The 22052-nt window shown below is 39.6% G+C and carries 12 protein-coding genes; 6 read left to right on the top strand and 6 right to left on the bottom strand.

What is annotated here, in order from left to right:
- Positions 1 to 271: 271 nt before the first annotated feature.
- Both ACFINX_RS02620 and ACFINX_RS02615 read left to right on the top strand, forming a co-directional pair.
- The gene (locus tag ACFINX_RS02620) at positions 272 to 5227 is read left to right on the top strand and encodes a DEAD/DEAH box helicase (protein ID WP_375668298.1); all 4956 of its coding nucleotides are present in this window, start codon (positions 272 to 274) and stop codon (positions 5225 to 5227) included.
- Between the two features lie 1176 nt (positions 5228 to 6403).
- Positions 6404 to 6529, top strand: a complete 126-nt coding sequence (locus ACFINX_RS02615; RefSeq protein ID WP_375668297.1) for a hypothetical protein — start codon at positions 6404 to 6406, stop codon at positions 6527 to 6529.
- Positions 6530 to 6548: 19 nt separating this feature from the next.
- Here ACFINX_RS02615 and ACFINX_RS02610 read toward each other — a convergent pair whose 3' ends face one another.
- The 4 genes from ACFINX_RS02610 to acs form a co-directional block, all read right to left on the bottom strand.
- Complete coding sequence (locus ACFINX_RS02610) at positions 6549 to 7217, bottom strand: YdcF family protein (RefSeq protein ID WP_375668296.1); 669 nt, start codon at positions 7215 to 7217, stop codon at positions 6549 to 6551.
- Between the two features lie 4 nt (positions 7218 to 7221).
- Positions 7222 to 8175, bottom strand: a complete 954-nt coding sequence (locus tag ACFINX_RS02605; RefSeq protein WP_375668295.1) for a cell division protein FtsX — start codon at positions 8173 to 8175, stop codon at positions 7222 to 7224.
- Positions 8168 to 8827, bottom strand: a complete 660-nt coding sequence (gene ftsE, locus ACFINX_RS02600) for a cell division ATP-binding protein FtsE (protein WP_273723097.1) — start codon at positions 8825 to 8827, stop codon at positions 8168 to 8170. The genes ACFINX_RS02605 and ftsE overlap by 8 nt, the downstream gene beginning before the upstream one ends.
- A gap of 535 nt (positions 8828 to 9362) precedes the next feature.
- The gene (gene acs / locus ACFINX_RS02595) at positions 9363 to 11306 is read right to left on the bottom strand and encodes an acetate--CoA ligase (protein ID WP_375668294.1); all 1944 of its coding nucleotides are present in this window, start codon (positions 11304 to 11306) and stop codon (positions 9363 to 9365) included.
- A gap of 1551 nt (positions 11307 to 12857) precedes the next feature.
- On the opposite strand from acs, the gene ACFINX_RS02590 reads away from it, so the two are divergent.
- Complete coding sequence (locus tag ACFINX_RS02590) at positions 12858 to 13091, top strand: hypothetical protein (RefSeq protein ID WP_375668293.1); 234 nt, start codon at positions 12858 to 12860, stop codon at positions 13089 to 13091.
- Positions 13092 to 13331: 240 nt separating this feature from the next.
- Here ACFINX_RS02590 and ACFINX_RS02585 read toward each other — a convergent pair whose 3' ends face one another.
- On the bottom strand, positions 13332 to 14021 hold the full coding sequence (locus ACFINX_RS02585; RefSeq protein ID WP_375668292.1) for a YggS family pyridoxal phosphate-dependent enzyme: 690 nt from the start codon (positions 14019 to 14021) through the stop codon (positions 13332 to 13334).
- A gap of 165 nt (positions 14022 to 14186) precedes the next feature.
- Between ACFINX_RS02585 and leuS the strand changes: the two genes are divergently transcribed.
- Positions 14187 to 16829 carry a leucine--tRNA ligase gene (gene leuS / locus ACFINX_RS02580; RefSeq protein WP_375638313.1) on the top strand — a complete coding sequence of 881 codons (2643 nt, stop codon included), beginning with the start codon at positions 14187 to 14189 and terminating at the stop codon, positions 16827 to 16829.
- The gene (lptE, locus tag ACFINX_RS02575; protein ID WP_375628707.1) at positions 16816 to 17424 is read left to right on the top strand and encodes an LPS assembly lipoprotein LptE; all 609 of its coding nucleotides are present in this window, start codon (positions 16816 to 16818) and stop codon (positions 17422 to 17424) included. Before leuS ends, lptE begins: the two co-directional genes overlap by 14 nt.
- Here lptE and fsa read toward each other — a convergent pair.
- Positions 17421 to 18074: a fructose-6-phosphate aldolase gene (gene fsa, locus ACFINX_RS02570; RefSeq protein ID WP_375668291.1), complete on the bottom strand. Its 654-nt coding sequence runs from the start codon at positions 18072 to 18074 to the stop codon at positions 17421 to 17423. The two genes, lptE and fsa, sit on opposite strands and share 4 nt — an antisense overlap.
- A 1151-nt stretch (positions 18075 to 19225) precedes the next feature.
- Here fsa and ACFINX_RS02565 point away from each other — a divergent pair.
- On the top strand, positions 19226 to 21421 hold the full coding sequence (locus ACFINX_RS02565; RefSeq protein WP_375668290.1) for a primosomal protein N': 2196 nt from the start codon (positions 19226 to 19228) through the stop codon (positions 21419 to 21421).
- The last annotated feature ends 631 nt before the right edge of the window (positions 21422 to 22052 follow it).

Below are 22052 nucleotides of genomic sequence, written 5' to 3'. Positions count from 1 at the left end.
ATTCTTAACAAAAGGCAAAAAATATTTTCAAAATCATCACGCCTTACCGTTTATTTCCATAGGGATATAGACATCAATAAATGCATCATATGATTTGGGGGATACTCAAAAAGATCAAAAGATTCTCTCTTGTTGATTTAATTAAGCATAGAAGAAATATCTTAAAATCAAGCAATTTTAAGCTTTTTTTAAGTTTTTTGGGTAGAACAAGAGGCATTAATGAATAGGTCTAGATTCGATAATTGAAGATGTTTTTAATAGAGAGAAAAGCATGACGACGCTGCAATCGCTTTTACAGAGCTATCGTGATGAAGCGCGTACCGAACGAGATAAAGGTACATATTTTGAGCGTTTTGCTCTTGCTTATCTGACACATGATCCTCTTCAGTCTGGGTGTTATGAGAAGGTTCAAACCTTTAAAGATTGGGCTCATGAAAATGATTGGGATGGTCGTGATACTGGTATCGATCTTGTGGCAAAGCTTCGTGATGGAGGGGGTTTTGCGGCAATCCAATGTAAATTTTATGATGCAGCCTATCGGATTAGAAAAGCAGATATTGATAGTTTTATTTCGGCATCAGGGAAAGCTCCATTCAAGCGGCGTGTTATTATAGATAGTACTGAAAGTACTTGGAGTGATAACGCTGAAACAATGATACGGGGGCAGGATATTCCTGTTATACGGATTAATCTTTCCGATATACAACAAAGTCCGATCCGTTGGGAAACTTTTGCAGCCCAAGGCAAAGTTGTTTTGGAGGATAAAAAGAAAATCCGTCCACATCAATTGGAAGCATTGCGTGATGTGCGTGCTGGGCTTGCTCAAGCAGATCGGGGGAAGCTTATTATGGCTTGTGGTACTGGTAAGACATTTACCAGTCTTAAAATTGCTGAGGATTTGGCGGGTGAAGGCAAGTTTGTTTTGTTTCTTGTTCCTTCCTTGGCACTGATGTCACAGACGGTTCGTGAATGGACAACGGATGCAGGAATCGGATTGAGATCTTTTGCTGTTTGTTCCGATACACAAGTGGGAAAGCGTCGTAAAAATAGTGATGATGTTGCTGAAATTGATGTGTTTGATCTTGCTTTTCCGGCGACAACCGATGCTGCTAAACTTGCAGAACAGGTGGCGAAGAGTGTTGCAGATAAGATGATCGTGGTGTTTGCAACCTATCAATCTATTCAGGTGATTGCTGATTCTCAGAAAAACTATGGTTTGCCAACATTTGATCTTATCATTTGTGATGAAGCGCACCGTACAACAGGGGCAACGCTGGTGGGAGAGGATGAATCCAATTTTGTTAAGGTGCATTCCAATGATGTTATTCGCGCCAAGAAGCGCCTTTATATGACAGCGACACCACGTATTTTTGGTGATAACGCAAAAAGTCGCGCGAATGAAGTTAATGCTGTTCTTGCTTCGATGGATGATGAAAAGCTTTTTGGTAAAACACTTTTTTATCGGGGTTTTTCATGGGCAGTACAAAATGATCTTTTAACAGATTATAAGGTTATTGTCTTAGCAATGGACGAAAAATTGGTCAGTTCCGCTGTTCAGAAGCGCCTTAGTGATAGCGATTCTGAGCTTATTCTTGATGATGCAACGAAGATTATTGGCTGTTATAAGGCTTTGACAAAACAAAATATGAAGGCTGATGTTGGTACGGATTCATATCCTATGCATCGTGCTTTAGCGTTTTGTAAAACTATTCAAAGTTCTAAACTCGTTCGTGATGAGTTTTCTGCGGTTGTTAGAGAATATCTTGATTATACGAAAGAGGATACAGAAAATGAACATTTTCTGAAGTGTGAAATTGAGCATGTTGATGGCACTTTCAATGCAAAGGATCGTGGTGCATTACTTGATTGGCTGAAAGCTGATAGTGGGGATGATATTTGTCGTATTTTAACCAATGCAAGGTGTTTGTCTGAGGGGGTGGATGTTCCGGCTCTTGATGCGATCATGTTTTTAAATCCACGCAAGAGCCAGATTGATGTTGTGCAAGCGGTTGGGCGGGTGATGCGTCGCTCTGAGGGTAAAAAGATGGGATATGTCATTTTGCCAATTGGTATTCCTCTTGATACTCCAGCGGAACAGGCTTTGAACAACAATGATAAATATCGGGTTATCTGGCAAATTTTAAATGCTTTGCGTGCACATGATGATCGTTTTGATGCAACGATTAATAAGGCATCCCTCGGGCAAGATATTAGCAATGTGATTGAGATTATTGGTGTCACACAGAGCACTGAGTTACAGGCTGTTACGGCTGTTGTAGACAATCTTCCGGTTCGCTCACAGCCTGCACGAGCGGGAATTGGAAGTCTGGAGCATGATTGCTTTCTTACAGAGCAGGTAAACGAGGAGCTTTCTTTCTGCGTAGATGAACTTTCTCGTGCGATTTTGGCAAAGATCGTTAAGAAATGTGGGACACGTGATTATTGGGAGGATTGGGCGAGCAATATTGCTGAAATTGCTAAGAATCATATCACGCGCTTAACAGGCATTCTGGCAGAGCCAAATACTGAGGCGCGTCAAGCCTTTGACAGGTTTGTGGCAGAACTGCGTGATGACTTAAATGATGCTGTTACAGAAGCTGATGCGATTGAGATGTTGGCACAGCATATTATCACGCGTCCTGTCTTTCAGGTGTTGTTTGAAGGCTATCAGTTCACACGTGAGAATCCTGTCTCGCGTGCTATGCAGCGTATGCTTGATGTGCTTGATGAGGCAAATCTTGATAAGGAATCCAAAGATCTGGAAAAATTTTACGCAAGTGTAAAATTACGAGCCAGTGGCATTACGGATCCAAAAGCAAAACAGAGGTTGATTGTAGAGCTTTATGATAAGTTTTTTCGTTATGCTTTTCCACGCACTGTAGAAAAATTAGGCATTGTTTATACCCCCGTCGAGGTTGTGGATTTTATTTTGCACTCTGTCAATGATGTCTTAGAGCAAGAATTTGGGCAAACGCTTGGCTCATCGGGTGTGCACATCATGGATCCCTTTACTGGAACGGGGACTTTTATCACACGGCTTTTACAATCGGGTTTGATAAAACCAGAGGAGATGAAACACAAATTTTGTCGTGAAATTCATGCCAATGAAATCGTGCTTTTAGCCTATTATATTGCAGCCATTAATATTGAGACGACCTATCATGGTCTGATGGGGGGCGATTATGTTCCGTTTGAGGGAATTTGTTTGACCGATACATTCCAGCTTTATGAGCAAGAAAAAGACCTGATCAGTGATTTGCTGGTGGATAACAGTACACGTCGGGCGCACCAGAAGGAACTGGATATTCGTGTTATTGTTGGCAACCCCCCTTATTCTTCTGGACAAAAAAGTGAAAACGACAATGCGCAGAATATTGGCTATCCTAAATTGGATCGTCGCATTCGTGAAACTTATGCTGCTCAATCCAAAGCAAGCAATGTTAATGGACTTTATGACAGTTATATTCGTGCCATTCGTTGGGCAAGTGACCGTATAAAAGACTGTGGTGTTATTGGTTTTGTGACAAATGCAGGTTTTATTAGTAGTTACTCTACGGATGGTTTACGAAAATGTTTAATCGAGGAATTTAGCAGCCTTTATATTTTCCATTTGCGGGGGAATCAACGAACTTCTGGAGAACTCTCTCGAAAGGAGGGGGGAAAGATTTTTGGTTCTGGGTCTCGCGCACCTATTGCGATTTCCATTTTGGTTAAAAATCCGGATGCACAACAGCATGGGAAAATATATTTTCGTGATATTGGAGATTATCTCACAGCAAAAGAAAAGCTCCGTGAACTTCAGAGGTTGGGGAGTATTGGTGGTATCACACGTGAACACAGCTGGCAGATGATTACACCTGATGAGCATGGCGATTGGCTGAATCAGCGCAATAATGATTTTGAAAAATTTCTAGCCTTAGGTGACAAGAAAGGCAGTGATAAAAGGCTCTTTGAAAATTTTTCTGGCGGTATACAAACTAGTCGTGATGCTTGGACATATAACTCAAGTCGTGAAGCTTTAGCAAAGAATATGAGCAATATGATTGCTTTTTATAACAGTGAAGTAGAGCGTTTTAATGCTGCGTATCTACATTCTGATCGCAAAGCACGTGCAAATGCTGTGAACGATTTTGTCAATACAGATTCTAGAAAGATTAGTTGGAGTAGTAGCCTTAAAGAAGAATTAATAAGGGGGAAAGCTTTTAAATTTAAAGATACGTATATTACCCAGAGCCTTTATCGTCCTTTTACACAACAGTGGCTCTATTACAATCGTGTTTTTAACCATAGAGTTTTACAAATGCCACGTATTTTTCCTTTGGAACAAGCGGCTGAAAATAAGGTGATACAAGTTACGGGAATTGGAGCAAGCAGTGGATTTTCTGTTCTGATGACTAAGAATTTATCTAATCTTCATGCAATGGATACTGGTCAATGTTTTCCACGGTATGTTTATGAAGATACTGTGTCCTTGAAAAATAAGGAGGGGGATCAGGTTCATTTGTTTGCAAATTTTGCAGAGGAAAGCAAAGAAACTGGTTTACAGCGGCGTGATGCTCTTACGGATGAAGGGTTGGCTTATTTTAAGGCAGCTTATCCTGGTGAAATGATTACAAAGGATGATTTGTTTTATTATGTTTATGGGATTTTGCATTCTGAAGATTATCGTGCTCGTTATGCGCATAATCTGTCTAAACAATTGCCGCGTATTCCAACAGTTAAAAAGGTAGAGGATTTTTGGGCTTTTGTTACAGCGGGGCGAAAGCTTGGTGATTTGCATATGAATTATGAAGAAGTTGAACCCTATCCCGTTACCTATAAACAGGGTGATCCAAGAACTTGGGTGATTTCTGATGAGAAGAGTTTTTATCGTGTTGAAGCAATGAAATTTGCTGGTAAGCGTGGTGCTATTGACAAAAGCACCGTGGTTTATAATGCGAATATCACGATGCAGAATATTCCTCTTGAAGCTTATGAGTATGTGATCAATGGCAGGCCTGCTCTTGAATGGGTTATGGAGCGGCAGGTTGTCAAAACGGATAAAGCGAGTGGGATTGTGAATGATGCCAATCGCTATGCTGTTGAAACGGTGGGTAATCCAGCTTATCCATTGGAATTGTTTCAGCGGGTTATTACTGTAAGCTTGGAAACAATGAAAATTGTGCGCAACCTGCCAAAATTGGAAGTGAGAGAAACTGAAAAGGTTAAATTATCCATTGTGCGGTAAAATAGCGCTGTGTCGTAACAAACTGGCACTATCACACACCTTGTCAGCTCGTGGGTATTGCGACAGCCCTTGGCACTTGAGACAAGTCCATAAGAGGCATGTCTTTCTTGTACAGTTTTACGCTGCGCAGGCTCTCTTCCTTTGTGATGTGCAAGAAAATGGTTTTGATTGATTCAATAGAGAACAGATTTGAAATGAGAGAATCTGATGATATTGAGAGCTCTCATTCAAGTTGAAGCGTAATAAATTTCATTATAAATCAATATATTGTATGTGATAAAGCACCTTAGGCAGTGAGGTCGCTAAAATTATGACGCATGAGCTTTAGCGGCAGTGATGAATATTCTCAGGCAGGGTTTTCTTATCGAGCTTTATGTGAGTAAACCATATAAATGGGGAAGCTGAGTGGAACCTGTCCAGAGAAAGTGGATTGTTTACAAATCGTTGCTAATAAGAATCGTCGCCTTTTGAGATGTTGAGAGGAAATGACAATTCTCATGAAATCTGTCTTTTGAGATGTTCTGATATTGAAGTGAGCAGGTGGAACGCGTTAGACAAGAAGCTGAGTTATTATTGTTTACAGATCAATAGAGTTTAAAAGTTTTCGTTCTTTTTGGGAGAGGAAACCAGACAAAAGGTGATCTTAGAGAGCGAAATGATTTCAAAAAAGATTGCGATAAAAAACGTAGGGTATTTGTCGCGGTGTGCGTTTTGAGCTTATTCCTATCTGTGATCTAAAATGCTCTTATGAAGATGCTTTTTAGAATAAGAGATTGTTACTAATATATTGACTTATAATGATAGTTTAATGTTCTCTCTGTTAAATGAGAAATCTAAGTATTATAAATTTTCTTATTTTAAATCTATTAAAATTACTTCTTTGCATGTCATATGAGGTTGGTATGTTCGTGTTTAAGAAAGGCGTAATGCATGCCTCTTACCAATCATCCCAAGAGGTTTAAGAGCTATCGTAATACTTGGGGGGTGGCAAAATATAGGGTGGGGCGGTTTGCATTTTTTATGAAGGGTAAGACAGTGGTGTAAATAGATTTTTATGACAAGTTTGATTTTATAGCTATCTGGGAAGATTTATTTACAAGAGCTTATATATTGGGATGGTATGTACAGATCCGCGCTGTGAGATATGTTTGGGATGTAAGAGATGTTTTTTGGTTAATGTGCAAGACAGTGACACGTGTATCGGGGCGTTGTGCTTTGTATGGGGGGAAGTTCTGGCGGGCTTTTATGGCGGTAATTCGTGTGGAAAGGTATGAAGCGGTTCGTGGGTGGCAAGGTTTTTAAAAAGTCAGAAGGATAAAGATTAGAATGCGGTTCTGATATAGACTTGGAGCGTTTTAATATATTGGAATATAAGAATGCGGATTTGATTGATCTGTTGTATTGCGCTTTCAGCATTGTTCTTTTTAACAGGATAGGCAATGAAATGGATATCAGGCATTAAATATTTAAGTTCTCGCATTGAGCGCCATATGTGGTAATCATGGGTGACGATATAAAGGGTTCTATAGTGGTGTTTTTTGATCCAAGCGGCGCTTTCTTCGGCGTTTCCTCTGGTGTTAATCGCTTGATGCCCGATGTCAATACAACAGGAGATAAGCCGTGGGGTAATATGCATGTTGTGCATGAGACTTTTCAGATTGGTTGTGGTGTTTACGCCACTGATGAGGAGACGTGAACCAAGCCCCCTTTGTAAGAGATTAAGTCCTGTCTCTATTCGGTTTTCTCCGCCTGTAAGCACGATAATGGCATCCGCTTTGGGGAGAGGTGTTGGGGGAGAGAGTCGTTCAGTTTTTTCAGAAAAAATAATAAAACCGCCCCAGAAAATTAAAACAATGATTGAAAGAGTAAGGGTTGTCGGTGGAAAATAGCGAAATAAAAAGCAGGGAGACCAATTATTATAGTGGGTCCGTTTTGGAAGAGGACGTTCTAAATTGTTTTGCGTCAATGAGTTGAAAGTATTGTAAGTCATAAAATTAAAATAAACCGTTTTCACATTGATCAATTTTTTTCAGTTGCGCTAAAATAGTCATGCGGTTTGTAAGGGTGGTAAGAAAAGAAACGAAAATAATAAGAAAAATGATTTTTCCGTAGGGGATGGAACTTATGGAAAGATGTCCAAACAAAGCTGTTACTTGGCTAGCTTCTACTCTTCCCAAGTTATAATTCGTCCAGAGACAAAAGGCTGAAAATAGAAATATGCTTGTGAGACCACCATATAAAGCACCACGCAGCGCAGTTTTAAAAAAATGCCAGTCAAATTGGCGAGCAATGAAAAGAGTTTCAGTACCAAGGAAATATAAGACATTGATAATATGTGTATTTTCTGCCAATGCATTGCGGGTGGCAAAAATGATGGTGAGGATAAGAGAGCCTAAAACCAATGCTAAAATTGAAAAACCAATGAAAACAGTGGTGTGTGCCATGGTCGCAAAACGATGAACCCAAACACGGTGATCATCAAATTGACCTCCTGGAATTTGGGTTTTAATGGCGTGATTAATGGCTGCAAAATTGATTTTTTCATCTCTCTTCAGGGTCACAATGATGAGGTGGGGAAGGGGTAGTTCATTGACATTGAAGCCTGTTCCAAGCCATGGCTCCAGTAACTTTTCTGTAGCTTTTTGGTCAACAATTTTTGCATCTTGTACACCAGAAAATGTTTTAACCAATTGTACGGCATCACGGAGTGCTTTGTTGATATCAACATTGTCAATGGGGCGTATTTGTATTGTTGCTTCATAGCTAATCTGATTACTCCAATTTTGGGCGGCACGTTGGACCAAATCAACACCGATTAAGGTGAGGCTTGAAAGAAATGTCATAATAGCAATCACGGCAACTAATGCTTTTCCAGAAATATTACCACTGGGAATAATCGCTGTTGTATTTTTTTTATTGCTTGTAAAAATGGGGAAAGACTTATTCATGAATCGTCATCCGTCCGTTATGGAGAAGCATACGCCGTGCTGCAACTTGTTCCATTAAGGCAATATCATGGGTGGCAATGATAACAGCCGTTCCAAAACGGTTTAATTCAATAAACAAACGGAGGAGGCGTTTTGCCAAGGGCGGATCGACATTTCCGGTGGGTTCATCGGCAAGTAGAATTTCAGGTTGATCAATGAGTGCGCGTGCAATGGCTACCCTTTGTTTTTCCCCACCGGAAAGAACCGGTGGTAAAACATGAATATGATCTCCAAGACCTACCCAACAGAGAAGATCTTCCACTTCACTGCGATAGGTTGCTTCTTCTTGTCCTTTAATGCGTAAAGGTAAGGAGACATTTTCATAAGTGGTCATGTGGTCGAGTAAACGAAAATCTTGAAAAACCACCCCAATACGTTGTCGCAGCGCAGGGAGCTCTTGTCGTTTGAGTAATGCTGTGTCTGTTCCAAAGAGATCAATATGACCGCGGGTGGGTTTGAGTGCCAAAAACATAAGACGCATCAGCGACGTTTTCCCTGCTCCAGAGGCACCTGTGAGAAATTGAAATGATCCAGGAGGAATATGAAAGCTAATATCACGAAGGACCTCAGGGCCCATTCCATAGCGTAGGCCGACATTTTCAAAATGAATCACTTTTTATTATTACTCCTGATTTTATATTGCATCATTTATTCTAAAAACTCTTACTTTCATTGCTTTAGATTTTTGTTGTAAGCTTGTTTATTTTAGATTTCATGGTTTTCAATATTTTTTATACACCCTCGTTATAGATAAATATTTTTGCTCAAGAATATTATCACTTATACTTTCTTTTTTTAGCCTTATTTATGATTTTAGCAGGAATTTCAAAGGGATTCTAGCATAAACATCAGAACTATTTTTCCTTCTTACTCAGAGGCTTTTTTTGCACTGAGTGGACATTGGGTGATTTTAAAAAGCTATGTTGCTCTTTTTATCTTACTTTCTTATTCTTGTTCGCATCCCAATCCTGAGGTTTTTGCTTAAATTATTTCTTACCTGTTATGAAAAAAAGCGTTTGTTGTTAGAATGATTGAGCTTCTCGTGAATTGTTTTATTTTTTATTCTCCTCGGTGGTTTTCGTAATAATGCTGAGATAATTTTAGCAAAAAAAACAAAAACCACCGTATGTTGTATTGCGTCGTGTTTTTTAGTTTTGTCGGTTGGCAATCAGATCTTCAACAACTTGTGGTTCGGCAAGAGTTGAAATATCTCCGAGAGTATCAAAATCGTTTTCAGCGATTTTTCGTAAAATACGTCTCATAATTTTCCCTGATCGCGTTTTGGGAAGCTGCGGAGCAAACTGAATTTTATCCAATATGGCAATAGAGCCTATTTCTTGTCTCACATGCTTGATAAGGTCTTTTTGCAATTCTTCACTTGGCGCTGTTCCTTCCATGAGGGTCACAAAACTATAAATTCCTTGTCCTTTAATGGGATGCGGGTAACCCACAATAGCTGCTTCTGATACAGAGGGATGAGAAACAAGAGCTGATTCAATTTCAGCGGTTCCTAATCTGTGCCCCGAGACATTGAGAATGTCATCAACTCGTCCTGTGATCCAATAATAACCGTCGCTATCGCGCCTACAGCTATCGCCTGAAAAATATTTTCCTTTATAGGAGGAAAAATAAGTTTGAATAAAGCGTTCATGATCCTTATAAAGTGTGCGCATTTGTCCGGGCCATGAATCACTGATACAAAGAGTGCCTTCTGCTTCACCTTCTAAAACATTGCCTTGGGCATCAACAATTTGGGGTTGAACACCAAAGAAAGGACGTGTGGCCGATCCTGCTTTGAGGGGGGTTGCACCAGGCAAGGGTGTGATCATATGCCCTCCTGTTTCCGTTTGCCACCATGTATCGAGAATCGGACAACGGTCATTTCCAATTATATGATAAAACCATTCCCATGCTTCTGGGTTAATAGGTTCTCCTACTGTGCCTAAAAGACGCAACGATGTTCTGTCTGAGTGTTCAACAAACGAATTTCCTGCTCCCATTAAGGCGCGGATAGCTGTTGGTGCGGTGTAGAGTGTATTGACTTGATGCTTGTCGACAATTTCCCAGAATCTGCCTTTGTCAGGAAAGGTTGGTGTGCCTTCAAACATTAAAGTGGTCGCACCATTACATAAAGGTCCATAAACCAAGTAAGAATGGCCGGTTATCCAACCAATATCAGCCGTACACCAGTAAACTTCATCGGGGTGGTAATCAAAAACATATTGGTGAGTCATCGAGGCAAAAACAAGATAGCCTGCTGTGGTATGCAAAACACCTTTAGGTTTGCCGGTGGAGCCTGAAGTATAAAGAATAAAAAGTGGATCTTCAGCATTCATGGGTTCTGGTGGACAAGCTGTTTTGGTATGAGCTATCTCTTCGTGGTACCAAAAATCACGCCCCTCTACCCATTGAATGGGTCCACAAGTCCGCCGTATAACCATGACTTGGTCCACATGCACGTTTTGGCGTGCTGCTATCTCAATAGCATGATCAACATTGTCTTTTAAGTTGATCCGTTTGCCGCCACGCAAGCCGTGATCAGCGGTAATCATAAAGGTTGATTCACAATCGACAAGGCGTCCTGCTATTGCTTCAGCAGAAAAGCCTGCAAAAATAACCGAATGAACAGCACCAATGCGAGCACAAGCAAGCATGGCATAGGCTGCTTCGGGAATCATAGGAAGATAAATGGTTACTTTATCGCCTTTCTTAATGCCACGACTTTTCAAAAGATTAGCAAAACGACAAACATGTTCATAAAGCTCGTTATAGGTTATTTTTTTATCATGATAAGGATTATCTCCTTCCCAAATGAGCGCGATTTTGTCTCCATGGGTTTTCAGGTGGCGATCAATGCAATTATAGGCAACATTTGTTATCCCATCTTCGTACCATTGAATTGATACATCATCATTAAAAGAAGTGTTTTTTACTTTTGTAAAAGGTTTAAACCATTCAATGCGTTGACCATGTTTGGCCCAGAAGCTTTCTGGATCATCGATGCTTTCTCGATACCACTGTTGATAAGTTTCCTCGTCGAGCAAAGTATTTTTTTTGATCTCTTCTGATACTGGATAGATTTTTTCAGTCATGTTTCCCTCTTTTTATTTTTTAGAAAAATCAGCCATTGTATTTTTATATTTGTGGCAGAGTTTTCCCAAAAGCTTTTCATTATGAGGTTAGACTAAATGACAAAGATTAGAATAGTCAATTTTTAAATCTGATACGTTTGTATTCAAAGAGAGCATTTTATGCTTTTAGGATATTTAAATGTAGCAAAACCTATTGTAGTAAAGAGCTTTTTATAAAAGCATAAAGATATTAAAAAAATACCCTATAAAAAATGGAGAGGGAATGAGAGTGCTTTTTAAAAGAATAAATTTACTAAATATTAATATAAACCAAAATATCTACATAAACTATCAAAAATAATGAACATAATTACTGTATATAATGTTGTTTTTATAGCTACTTTCTAACTGTAACCACCAATTTTTTTAAAACCAATAGCATATATAGGGATGAATACAAAGAGAATGCAAAATAGCCTTATTATTTCATAACGAATATTCATTATAAAAAATCCTAAATTATAATATGTTATAAATAATAGATATCCCTGAAAAATATTTTATCCAAAGATGTAGATATTTAACTTTGGTATATTCTTTCAAATATATTTACAAAACTACTAATTTCAGAGATATCTTTGTAGCTATTCTCTATAAATTAGAACCAACAATTCCAAGCTGATTGTCCAAAGCCATAAAGAGCACCTCTAATGAGTCCCCCTCTAAAACCTACAGCTCTACCTGTAAGAGCACCTTGTAGTCCTCCAAACAGATACCCTCCTGCTGCACCTGTTAGTCCTCCCTCAGTTGCTAGTTGAGTGGAGAGTGAAACATGTTATTAGCAAAACCACTAACGTTACATGCATTTCCATGAGTAGGTCTTGAATTGTGCGAATGACCAAAAAAGGACTTGTCGCCATATGACCGAATGTGTTGAATGAACCAAACATATTAATTCTCCTTAATTATCTATATTAAAAGTAGTATCATAATGATACATTTCAAATGGCTATTATGTATTTTATATCATCATAAAAGATAAATTTAAAAAAATAACAATAAAAATAATTTATAAATCATATATATATTATGTATGTATGAAATTTTATTCTTAAAAAGATAATAATATTATTTGCAATATTTTAAAATATAAGAAATATCTCCTGTTTTTTCTTAATTAAAGTTTAAATTTAGAAAAATTGCGTATATGAAAAGTTGAAGTTTTTCTCTTTGTTTAAGAGAACGACAAAGGAATATCGTTATTGAAATCGGTCTCATTGCCATTGTTTTGCCTGCATGTATTATGCGCATATGCTTGGGATTAGTTCTTTTATTTTTCAGGCGGATATTGACTGTATTTACGCTTTGTAGAGCATAGAAAGCCTCTATGCTATCGTTGATCTTATAGATTGCTAGCATGTTGTTTAGCGCGGCTCTTGGTGCTCTATTGGGTATTTGAGATGTTTATTTTGCTCAAGTGACTTACATGAAAGAGTTTTGTTATTGTATTATGCAGCCATAAGCCTCTTTTGCCTGCTTTACGCCATTGGCATGCGGGGAAATTGTTTACGCATGTTGGAGAAGTTAAGAGAATGCGTGATTTTCAATGAAAATCATTGCGATAATCGTATTCAATATTCTTTTGCTATTAGTGATTTTGCGACAGTTTTTTCATTCATGCTCAACGCCCCTCTTATCATTTTGCTTTTATATAAGGATTTATTTTTTATGTTGCTTTTGCTGGAGAGGCGGTCAGAGGGGAGTAAAGTAGAAGCAATGTGCGAGAATATGAGAGCAAAATTGTAATGCTATTTTGAAGCTATTGTACGCGTTGTGGATGTGCCGGTGAGAAATTTGAGAAGACCAGCTTTTTTGCTTATTTTGCTAACAGGATGAAAGAGGGACTGGAATCTTTTTTGCTAGAATTGCTCCTTTATTGAGATTGAAGGAAATATTTTTCTCATTTCTGCTGTTTTTGGCTTGTTCGTAGAATCTTCAATGGGAATTTATTGAAGGGGGAATAGATTTATATGAGGGAAAATTGTTTTACACGGGGCGTTTTCCAAATAAAGCGGAGCCAATGCGAAGGATATTAGAGCCAAACTGTAGAGCGGTTTTGAAGTCACTGGACATACCCATGGAAAGCTTTGGAAGACCTGCTTGTTTTGCTAATTTTGCTAGAAGAGCGAAATAGGGACCGGGGTTTTCGTCGACAGGGGGGATGCCCATAAGTCCGATGATATCAAGTCCATAATTGTTTTTGCATTGGTTGACAAAAGATGTAGCTTCTTGTGGTGCTATACCACTTTTTTGCGGTTCTAACCCAATGTTGACTTGAACATAGCAGGGGAGATTCTTTTTTTGCTTTTGCATTTCTTCCATCAAAACTTTGGCTATTTTTTCACGATCAACCGTTTGAATAACATCAAAAATTTTGACAGCTTCAGCGGCTTTATTTGATTGTAGGGGACCGATGAGATGGAGTTTAATATTTTCAAATTGTTGACGTAAAGCAGGCCATTTTTGTGCTGCTTCTTGTACGCGGTTTTCTGCAAATAAAGATTGGCCTGCTTGCAAAAGGGGTCGTATATCAATAGCAGAAACAGTTTTTGAAACAGCGATAAGTTCAATTTCTTCTACAGGGCGTTGTAACTCTTGACATGTTTCAGCAATGTCTTTTTGAAGGTTTTGCCATGCTTCAATGGAAGGGGCATCGAGGGGCGTTTGTGTATTCATGTTTTTGTGCTTTACCTTTTTTGTTCAAGAGTTGGTCGTTTTTTTTAAAGTTTTATAAAATACTTAGGGAAATATTTCACGAAAATGTTGACGATGAGGTTAATCCATGGTCAAGCATAATAAAACAAGTTTTTGGTTCTGTTTTATTAAAAGAGTATAATGGGAATGACAATTGGACATTATAATATAGGCGAACGCTATAATCCACGTGCGAGAGAAAAAAAATGGCAAGAAATTTGGGATGAAAAGAAAATTTTTCAGACTCTTCAAGAAGATGCTCGTGAAAAATATTATGTTTTAGAAATGTTTCCTTATCCTTCTGGGCGCATTCACATGGGGCATGTGCGCAATTATGCCATGGGGGATGTGGTTGCACGCTATAAACGCGCCAAGGGGTTTAATGTGCTTCATCCCATGGGGTGGGATGCTTTTGGGATGCCGGCTGAAAATGCCGCTATGCAAAATAAAGTGCATCCTAAAACTTGGACCTATCAAAATATTGCGGTCATGCGCGGGCAATTAAAACAATTAGGACTCTCATTAGATTGGGCGCGTGAATTTGCAACTTGTGATGTGGAATATTACCACCGCCAACAAATGTTGTTCCTTGATTTCTATCAAAAGGGGTTGGTAGCACGTAAAGTGGCTAAGGTGAATTGGGACCCTGTTGATCATACTGTTTTGGCCAATGAACAGGTTGTTGATGGGCGGGGATGGCGTTCTGGTGCGTTGGTTGAACAACGTGAGTTGACGCAGTGGTTTTTCAAAATTAGCGACTTTAGTGAAGATCTCTTGGCAGGGCTTGAAGAGCTGAACCAATGGCCGGAAAAAGTTCGCACCATGCAAAAAAACTGGATTGGAAAATCACAAGGTTTGCTGATTCGTTGGGCCTTAAAGTCGGCGGGTGATGCTGATGATGTTTGTGAGAAATTTGATGAGGTTGTTTGTTATTCAACGCGTCCTGATACACTGTTTGGCGCTTCCTTTTTGGCTCTGTCTGTTGATCATCCTATTGCACAAGCTTTGGCAAAAAAAGACAAAGCGTTGAGTGCTTTTATTGAAAATTGTCGGTGTGGTGGAACGACAACGGCAGCACTTGAAACAGCTGAAAAACAAGGGTTTCTCACGCCCCTTTTGGCTGTTCATCCTTTCGATTCAACAGTACATATTCCCGTTTATATCGCGAATTTTGTGCTTATGGACTATGGAACAGGGGTTGTTTTTGGTTGTCCAGCTCATGATCAGAGAGATTTCGATTTTGCGCGTAAATATGATCTTCCAATAAAACCCGTGGTTTTGCCAAAAGGAGAGCAAGCAGAAGATTTTGTCACACCTGAAACACCTTATACGGGTGATGGGGTGATGATCAATTCCAGTTTTTTGGATGGTTTGACACCCCGACAAGCTTTTGAAGAAGCTGCTAAAAAGCTTGAAAAACAAATGCTCAATGGGCAACCGCAAGGGAAGAAAACAGTGCAATTTCGTTTGCGTGATTGGGGGATTTCACGTCAACGTTATTGGGGGTGCCCCATTCCGATGATCCATTGTACAACTTGTGGGGTTGTTCCTGTTCCACGTGCCAATTTACCGGTTGTGTTGCCTGATGATGTTACTTTTGATCAACCAGGAAATCCTCTTGCACGACATGAAACATGGCAAAATGTTACTTGTCCTTCCTGTGGTCAACCTGCCAAACGCGAAACCGATACCATGGACACATTTGTTGACTCTTCTTGGTATTATGCACGCTTTACGGCTCCTTTTGCGCAGGGACCTGTTGACAAACAAGCAACAGCTGAATGGTTGCCTGTGCAACAATATATTGGTGGAATTGAGCATGCCATTTTGCATCTTCTTTATGCGCGCTTTTTTATGCGTGCTATGAAATTGGTCGGTCATGTGACGGTAGATGAGCCTTTTAAGGGGCTTTTTACCCAAGGGATGGTGGTGCATGAAACCTATCGGGATGATCAAGGGTGGGTTTCTCCAGCAGAAATTTCGATTGTTGAAAAAGATGGAAAGCGGTGTGCTTATAAATTAACCGATCAAAGTGAAGTGACGATTGGTTTGATTGAGAAAATGTCAAAATCAAAAAAGAATGTCGTTGATCCTGATGATATTATTGCATCTTATGGCGCTGATACTGTGCGTTGGTTTGTGTTGTCAGATTCTCCTCCCGAGCGGGATGTCATTTGGACAGAATCTGGTGTTGAAGGTGCACATCGCTTTGTACAGCGTGTTTGGCGCCATGTGGCTGTGAGTGCTTCTATTTTAAAGGATGTGGCGCCTTGTGCAGGGCATCAGGGAGCGGCTTTGGAACTCTCAAAGGTCGCACATCGCACGCTCCACGCTGTAGAAGATGATTTGGAAAAATTCGCTTTTAATCGGGCTATTGCACGCCTTTATGAATTCTTGAATATTATGGCGCCGTTGTTAAATAGGATAGAAAGTGTTGACGATGAAATGAAAGCTTCTTTACGTCAAGCTATGGATTTTTTTCTTGCTATGATTGCACCCATGATGCCCCATTTAGCAGAAGAATGTCATGCTGCTTTAGGGGGAAAAAATTTAATATCTGCGCTTGCTTGGCCTATTTATGATCCCACGTTAACCGTTGCGGAATGCTATACTTTGCCAGTACAAATTAATGGTAAAAAACGCGGTGAGGTGAGCGTTGCAGCAACTGCTGATGAGGTGATGATTAAAGAAGCGGTTTTGGCGTTAGATTTTGTAAAGGCGCAGCTAATTGAAAAGCCTGTGAAAAAAATCATTGTTGTTCCACAAAGGATTGTGAATGTCGTTTTTTAGAAGTTCTATTCTTGTCATTTTAGCTGGTGTATTCACACTGTTGTGTGGATGCAAAGTTGAACCGCTTTACCGTCAAGAGTTGCAGAGTGCAATGACAATGGATTCTGCTTCTTATGGGAATCCTGCTTCTGGATACCCTTCTGGACAAGCTTCTTTGGGATTAGCGCAAAAGCTTGCTTCTATTGTTGTGGAAGAACCTTCGGATCGTTTTGGACAAATGGTGCGCAACCATCTGCTTTTTCTTTTGTATGGAAATGGTGCTAAACCTTCTCTACCTGCTTATCAATTGGCATTACAGATATCCGTCTTTACAAGAGAATCTATGCAGATAGAGGTTGATTTCGAGAAAAAGAGAAAGGGACGACCTTCTGTTGGAACTGTTATGAGCAGAGCTTCTTACACTTTGCAGGATATGAAAAATACTCTTGTTGCAAAAGGAACAGCAATGATGAATGCATCTTTTGAGCGACTTCGTCAAGAATATGCAACGCTGCAAGCAGAAGAAGATGCAAAAAAACGTGTTGCGGAAGAGTTGGCTGAACAGATCTTTTTGTTACTTTCAAAAGATCTTTCCAATAAAAATTCTAGATATTAAGCAATATTTTGTCCTGTTTTTTTCCAGTCGTCGAGGAATATTTGCAACCCTTTGTCGGTGAGAGGGTGTTTGACCAGTGCTTTTAAGATTGCTGGTGGAACTGTTGCAATGTCAGCACCACTGAGTGCTGCTTCTTTGACATGATTAACGGTGCGGATTGAAGCGGCCAAGATTTGTGTTTCAAAGTTATAGTTATCATAAATTGTGCGAATTTCATGAAGCAGTTCACTTCCATCATTTCCACAATCATCAAGTCTACCAATAAAAGGTGAAACGAATGTTGCGCCTGCTTTGGCGGCTAATAAGGCTTGATTGGCAGAAAAACAAAGGGTGAGATTTGTTTTTAGTCCTGCTGCTGTGAGGGCTTTACAGGCTTTTAATCCATCGAGTGTTAAAGGAAGCTTGATACAAATATTGTCGGCAATCTTTGCTAAAACAGCTGCTTCTTTCATCATGTTTTCAAATTCTGTTGCTGCAACTTCAGCAGAAACAGGTCCGCTAACGAGAGCACAAATTTCTTTTGTAACATCAAGAATATTGCGTCCTGATTTTAGGATAAGAGAGGGATTGGTGGTGACACCATCAACAAGGCTTAAATTCTGTAACTCTTGAATTTCTTCAATATTGGCGCTATCCACAAAAAATTTCATCTCTAACCTCTTCTTTTTAGCTTTATCCTATTTTTTGTTATGCGCTATTGTTGACTGCAAAAGCAAGAGAAAGAATTAATATCTGTGTAAAGAACAAGAATGCTATGGTGTTAATCATGTACCCGTTTTCGGTAAAGAAATATGATTTATCGTTTCCACACCCATTTCATAGTGTTACTCGTGATAAGGTATAGAATTCATTGCGTACCAACATTTTTGCGTATTGGCATCTTTGCGTAGCGGTGTTTTTATATTTATGGAAATAAGCTAGCATTATCAAACACTTTGCTCATTTCCTATTTGCGATTGCTCTTGATATTTGAGAGTGCATCATAAGATACCTTCCTTTTTTAGGGGGTATGTTTAACTTTGTTTTTGATGAAAGCGGATGGATTTATTTTGTCGTAAAACACTGTTGAAGAACGCCTGTAAAATTTTACGCATGAAGGGTTTTTTTATGGTCAATTACATTGATTTATTCTGTGTTCTCCATTCTTCAACAATACGCTTTTGTGCTGCTTGTATTGTTGCTTGATTCTCAATCAAGCTGAAAGATGTATACACGTGTTTTCACGTTTTGGCACAAAGCCAAGGTGAATATTGTAACGGCTCCATTTGCAATATTATTCTCCCTATAATTAAAATCATGGGATACTCTTTCATCAATAAGGATTTACAAATGTTCCTCGATGGGGTTGAAATGAGAAAAATTCATCGTATTGAGGGTTTTATTACGATAGGTAAAATGATGATTATATCTTTATAAATCAGTTTGTTGAAGATAAATTGAGATATGAGGCGGTAAAAAAATAAAAGTGTGCGTTGGGAAGAAGTCATACTATGGGATCGCTTTGTTGAAGGATGCACTTAACCGATAGCATGTTGAATGCTTAATAGTGATGCGCTTTATTTGCACAGAAGAATGGCGCTGTTTTTTTTTGCTATAGAGTTTTTTATTATAGACGATGAGATTGGTTCTTTTATTGGCACTTTGGTGATGAAATGAGTATTAAAAAGAATTTTTGTTAGAAAAGTGTTGTAATCGGGGGGATTGAATCCTGCAATGAATTTTATAAGAGTGTTTAAAGATTAAGGTTTAGGCCTGTTGGTGTTCAATAGGTCGTAGATTGGTTTAAAAGATGAATTCAAACATGATAGAGGAAAAGATTGTATCCGTATTGGTTCCTCTTCCTGTTGCTCACGCTTATAGTTATAAAGTTCCATCTTCTATGGAGGTGAACGTTGGTTCCTTTGTTCGGGTTCCGTTGATGGGGCGTGAGCTTTGCGGTTTTGTTGTGGACGTTGGAGAGCAGACAGCCGATGGGCAAAAGTCTGCTCCTGTGGCGCGTGAAAAATTACGCTCTCTGCTTCATGTTTTTGATTGTCCCCCATTAAAGGCAGAAATGATCACATTTTTGCGTTTTGTTAGTCGCTATACAATGGCACCTTTTGGTCTTGTAGCACGATTGGTTTTGTCGGTACCGGCTGCTTTAGAGCCGGAAGCGCAGATGCTGGGTTTGCGATATTGTGGTGGAAATGTAGAACGTCTCACACCAGCGCGATCACGGATTTTGGAATTGGTGCGTAATGAGAAGATATGGACACGTTCTGGTCTGGCACATGCGGCTGGAACTTCGGTTTCTGTTGTTGAAGGTTTAAAAGCGCTAGGAATTTTTGAAGATGTTAAGGTTCCTGCTCCTGATCTTGTGGCAATGCCTGATCCTGATTTTTGTCCCCCTCAGTTGCAGGGAGCGCAAAATGAAGCAGCAACATTATTGCGGGAAGGTGTTTTATCTTCTCAGTTTCAAGTTTTTTTGCTTGATGGTGTTACCGGATCAGGAAAGACGGAAGTTTATTTTGAAGCGGTCGCTCAAGCCTTCAGAGGAGGTAAGCAGGTTTTAATTTTATTGCCGGAAATTGCTTTAACGCAGCAGTTTTTAGATCGTTTTTATGCACGCTTTGGCGCTGCGGCAGCAGAATGGCATTCTGATCTGACGCCACGTCGTAGAGAACGCGTCTGGCGGCAAGTTGCAGAAGGGCGGGTGCGTGTCGTTGCGGGGGCTCGTTCAGCACTTTTTCTTCCCTTTCATGAGCTTGGCTTGATTGTTGTCGATGAAGAGCACGATAGCGCTTATAAACAAGAAGAGCGCATTTTTTATCATGCGCGTGATATGGCTGTTGCACGGGGCTCTTTTGAGCATTTTCCTGTTATTTTATCTTCAGCAACACCGTCGATTGAAAGCCAAGCCAATGTTTTAAAAGGGCGTTATCAAAAGGTGCATTTACCTTCCCGTTTTAAAGAAGCTGCACTTCCACAGTTGCGGGTGGTTGATATGCGCCAAGGAGGGGTGCAAAAGGGGCGCTTTATTTCCTTTGCTCTTGAAAGGGCTTTAAAACAAACGCTTGATAAGGGCGAACAAGCTCTTCTTTTTCTTAATCGTCGTGGTTATGCACCTTTGACTTTATGCCGAATTTGCGGACATCGTTTTCATTGTACCGATTGTTCAAGTTGGTTGGTAGAACATCGTGCGCAAGGGCAACTGAAATGTCATCATTGTGGATATCATGAACCATTTCCTGAAGCCTGTCCTGAATGCGGAACCTTAGATCATCTTGTGGCTTGCGGACCAGGTGTGGAAAGAATTGCCGAAGAAACACAAATGCTTTTTCCTCAAGCGCGATCATTGATCCTCTCAACAGATCTCAAAGGAGGGATTGGGCAGTTGCGAAGCGAATTACAAGCCATTGCCAATGGCGATGTGGACATTATTATTGGAACACAGCTGGTTGCTAAAGGACATCATTTTCCCAAGCTCTCTCTGGTTGGTGTTATTGATGCTGATCTTGGTCTTGCCAATGGCGATTTACGCGCAAGTGAACGTACCTATCAGCTGCTTTCTCAAGTTACCGGAAGAGCAGGGCGTGTGGGATTGAAAAGTTTAGGATTATTGCAAACTTATCAACCAGATCATCCGGTCATCAAAGCCTTACTTGCATGCCAGCCAGAAGATTTTTACACACGTGAGATTGCAGCACGTCAGCATTATCATTTGCCTCCCTATGGGCGGCTTGCCTCTTTGATCGTGTCTGCACAACAGCGCCAAGCAGCAGAACATTATGCGCGCGCATTGCGTCAGGCAGCGCCACGGGAAAAAAATATCTCGGTTATGGGACCAGCAGAAGCGCCTTTGGCTTTGGTTCGGGGGCGTTATCGTTTTCGGCTTTTGCTGCAAGGACAGCGTTCTTTTGATATACAAGGGTTTATACGTGCAATGCTTAGCGGTACACCCAAAATGCCCAGTTCCGTTCGGGTTCAAATTGATATTGATCCGCAAAGTTTTTTCTAAAACCAGTATCGCATAAGTGAAGATCTCTTTGCTTAAGGTGCTTTACTTGAACTCTTATATTATTCAGAATAAGCATCCAGGCAGCAAAATATGATACATGTCCATTGCATTAAGTAGAGCCACGGGAAAAAATATCTTTGTTATAGAACCAGCAGAATCGCTTCTCTTCTTCGAGGGCACTATCATTTCGGCTTTCACTTCTTTTTTGTATGAGGGACAGTATCTTTTTGATAGGCGATTATAAGGGCTGAAAATGTTTAGCTGTACACCCAAAATACCCAATTCTATTCGAGTTCAAATTGATATTGATCTATGCTTCTTCTAAAATCAGTGCAATATAGTGCCATATAAAGTGAAGCTATGTGGGCTTAATGAAGGTCATGTTTTTGATAAAAAAATTTGAAAAGAGAGAATTTGTCGATATTTGAAGCTTATCCGGTATGAAAAATGATATATTGTCATTATAAATCAAAGTTTTGTATATTTAAAGAGTGTGCTTACAAGAAAATATTACTTGGTGAAATTTTTTAAAAGGAGTGGGTATTTGAAGAAAAAAGAGCAATGTTTTCTTTAATTTTTAGGAGGATATTCATTGTTTTTTTCTTTCTTATCAGTTTGAAATAATAGACTT

This window comes from Bartonella sp. AP36NXGY (genome assembly GCF_042195865.1).
GTDB lineage: Bacteria > Pseudomonadota > Alphaproteobacteria > Rhizobiales > Rhizobiaceae > Bartonella.
The sequence above is the reverse complement of the archived record's forward strand: the minus strand, read 5'-3'. Positions and strand labels throughout refer to the sequence as shown.

Excerpts from the sequence above, each read along its gene's own strand:
- ACFINX_RS02620 (WP_375668298.1), top strand. The coding sequence starts at position 272 with ATGACGACGCTGCAATCGCTTTTACAGAGCTATCGTGATGAAGCGCGT.
- ACFINX_RS02615 (WP_375668297.1), top strand. The coding sequence starts at position 6,404 with ATGTGCAAGACAGTGACACGTGTATCGGGGCGTTGTGCTTTGTATGGG.
- ACFINX_RS02610 (WP_375668296.1), bottom strand. The coding sequence starts at position 7,217 with ATGACTTACAATACTTTCAACTCATTGACGCAAAACAATTTAGAACGT.
- ACFINX_RS02605 (WP_375668295.1), bottom strand. The coding sequence starts at position 8,175 with ATGAATAAGTCTTTCCCCATTTTTACAAGCAATAAAAAAAATACAACA.
- acs (WP_375668294.1), bottom strand. The coding sequence starts at position 11,306 with ATGACTGAAAAAATCTATCCAGTATCAGAAGAGATCAAAAAAAATACT.
- ACFINX_RS02590 (WP_375668293.1), top strand. The coding sequence starts at position 12,858 with ATGTTGGAGAAGTTAAGAGAATGCGTGATTTTCAATGAAAATCATTGC.
- ACFINX_RS02585 (WP_375668292.1), bottom strand. The coding sequence starts at position 14,021 with ATGAATACACAAACGCCCCTCGATGCCCCTTCCATTGAAGCATGGCAA.
- leuS (WP_375638313.1), top strand. The coding sequence starts at position 14,187 with ATGACAATTGGACATTATAATATAGGCGAACGCTATAATCCACGTGCG.
- lptE (WP_375628707.1), top strand. The coding sequence starts at position 16,816 with ATGTCGTTTTTTAGAAGTTCTATTCTTGTCATTTTAGCTGGTGTATTC.
- fsa (WP_375668291.1), bottom strand. The coding sequence starts at position 18,074 with ATGAAATTTTTTGTGGATAGCGCCAATATTGAAGAAATTCAAGAGTTA.
- ACFINX_RS02565 (WP_375668290.1), top strand. The coding sequence starts at position 19,226 with ATGATAGAGGAAAAGATTGTATCCGTATTGGTTCCTCTTCCTGTTGCT.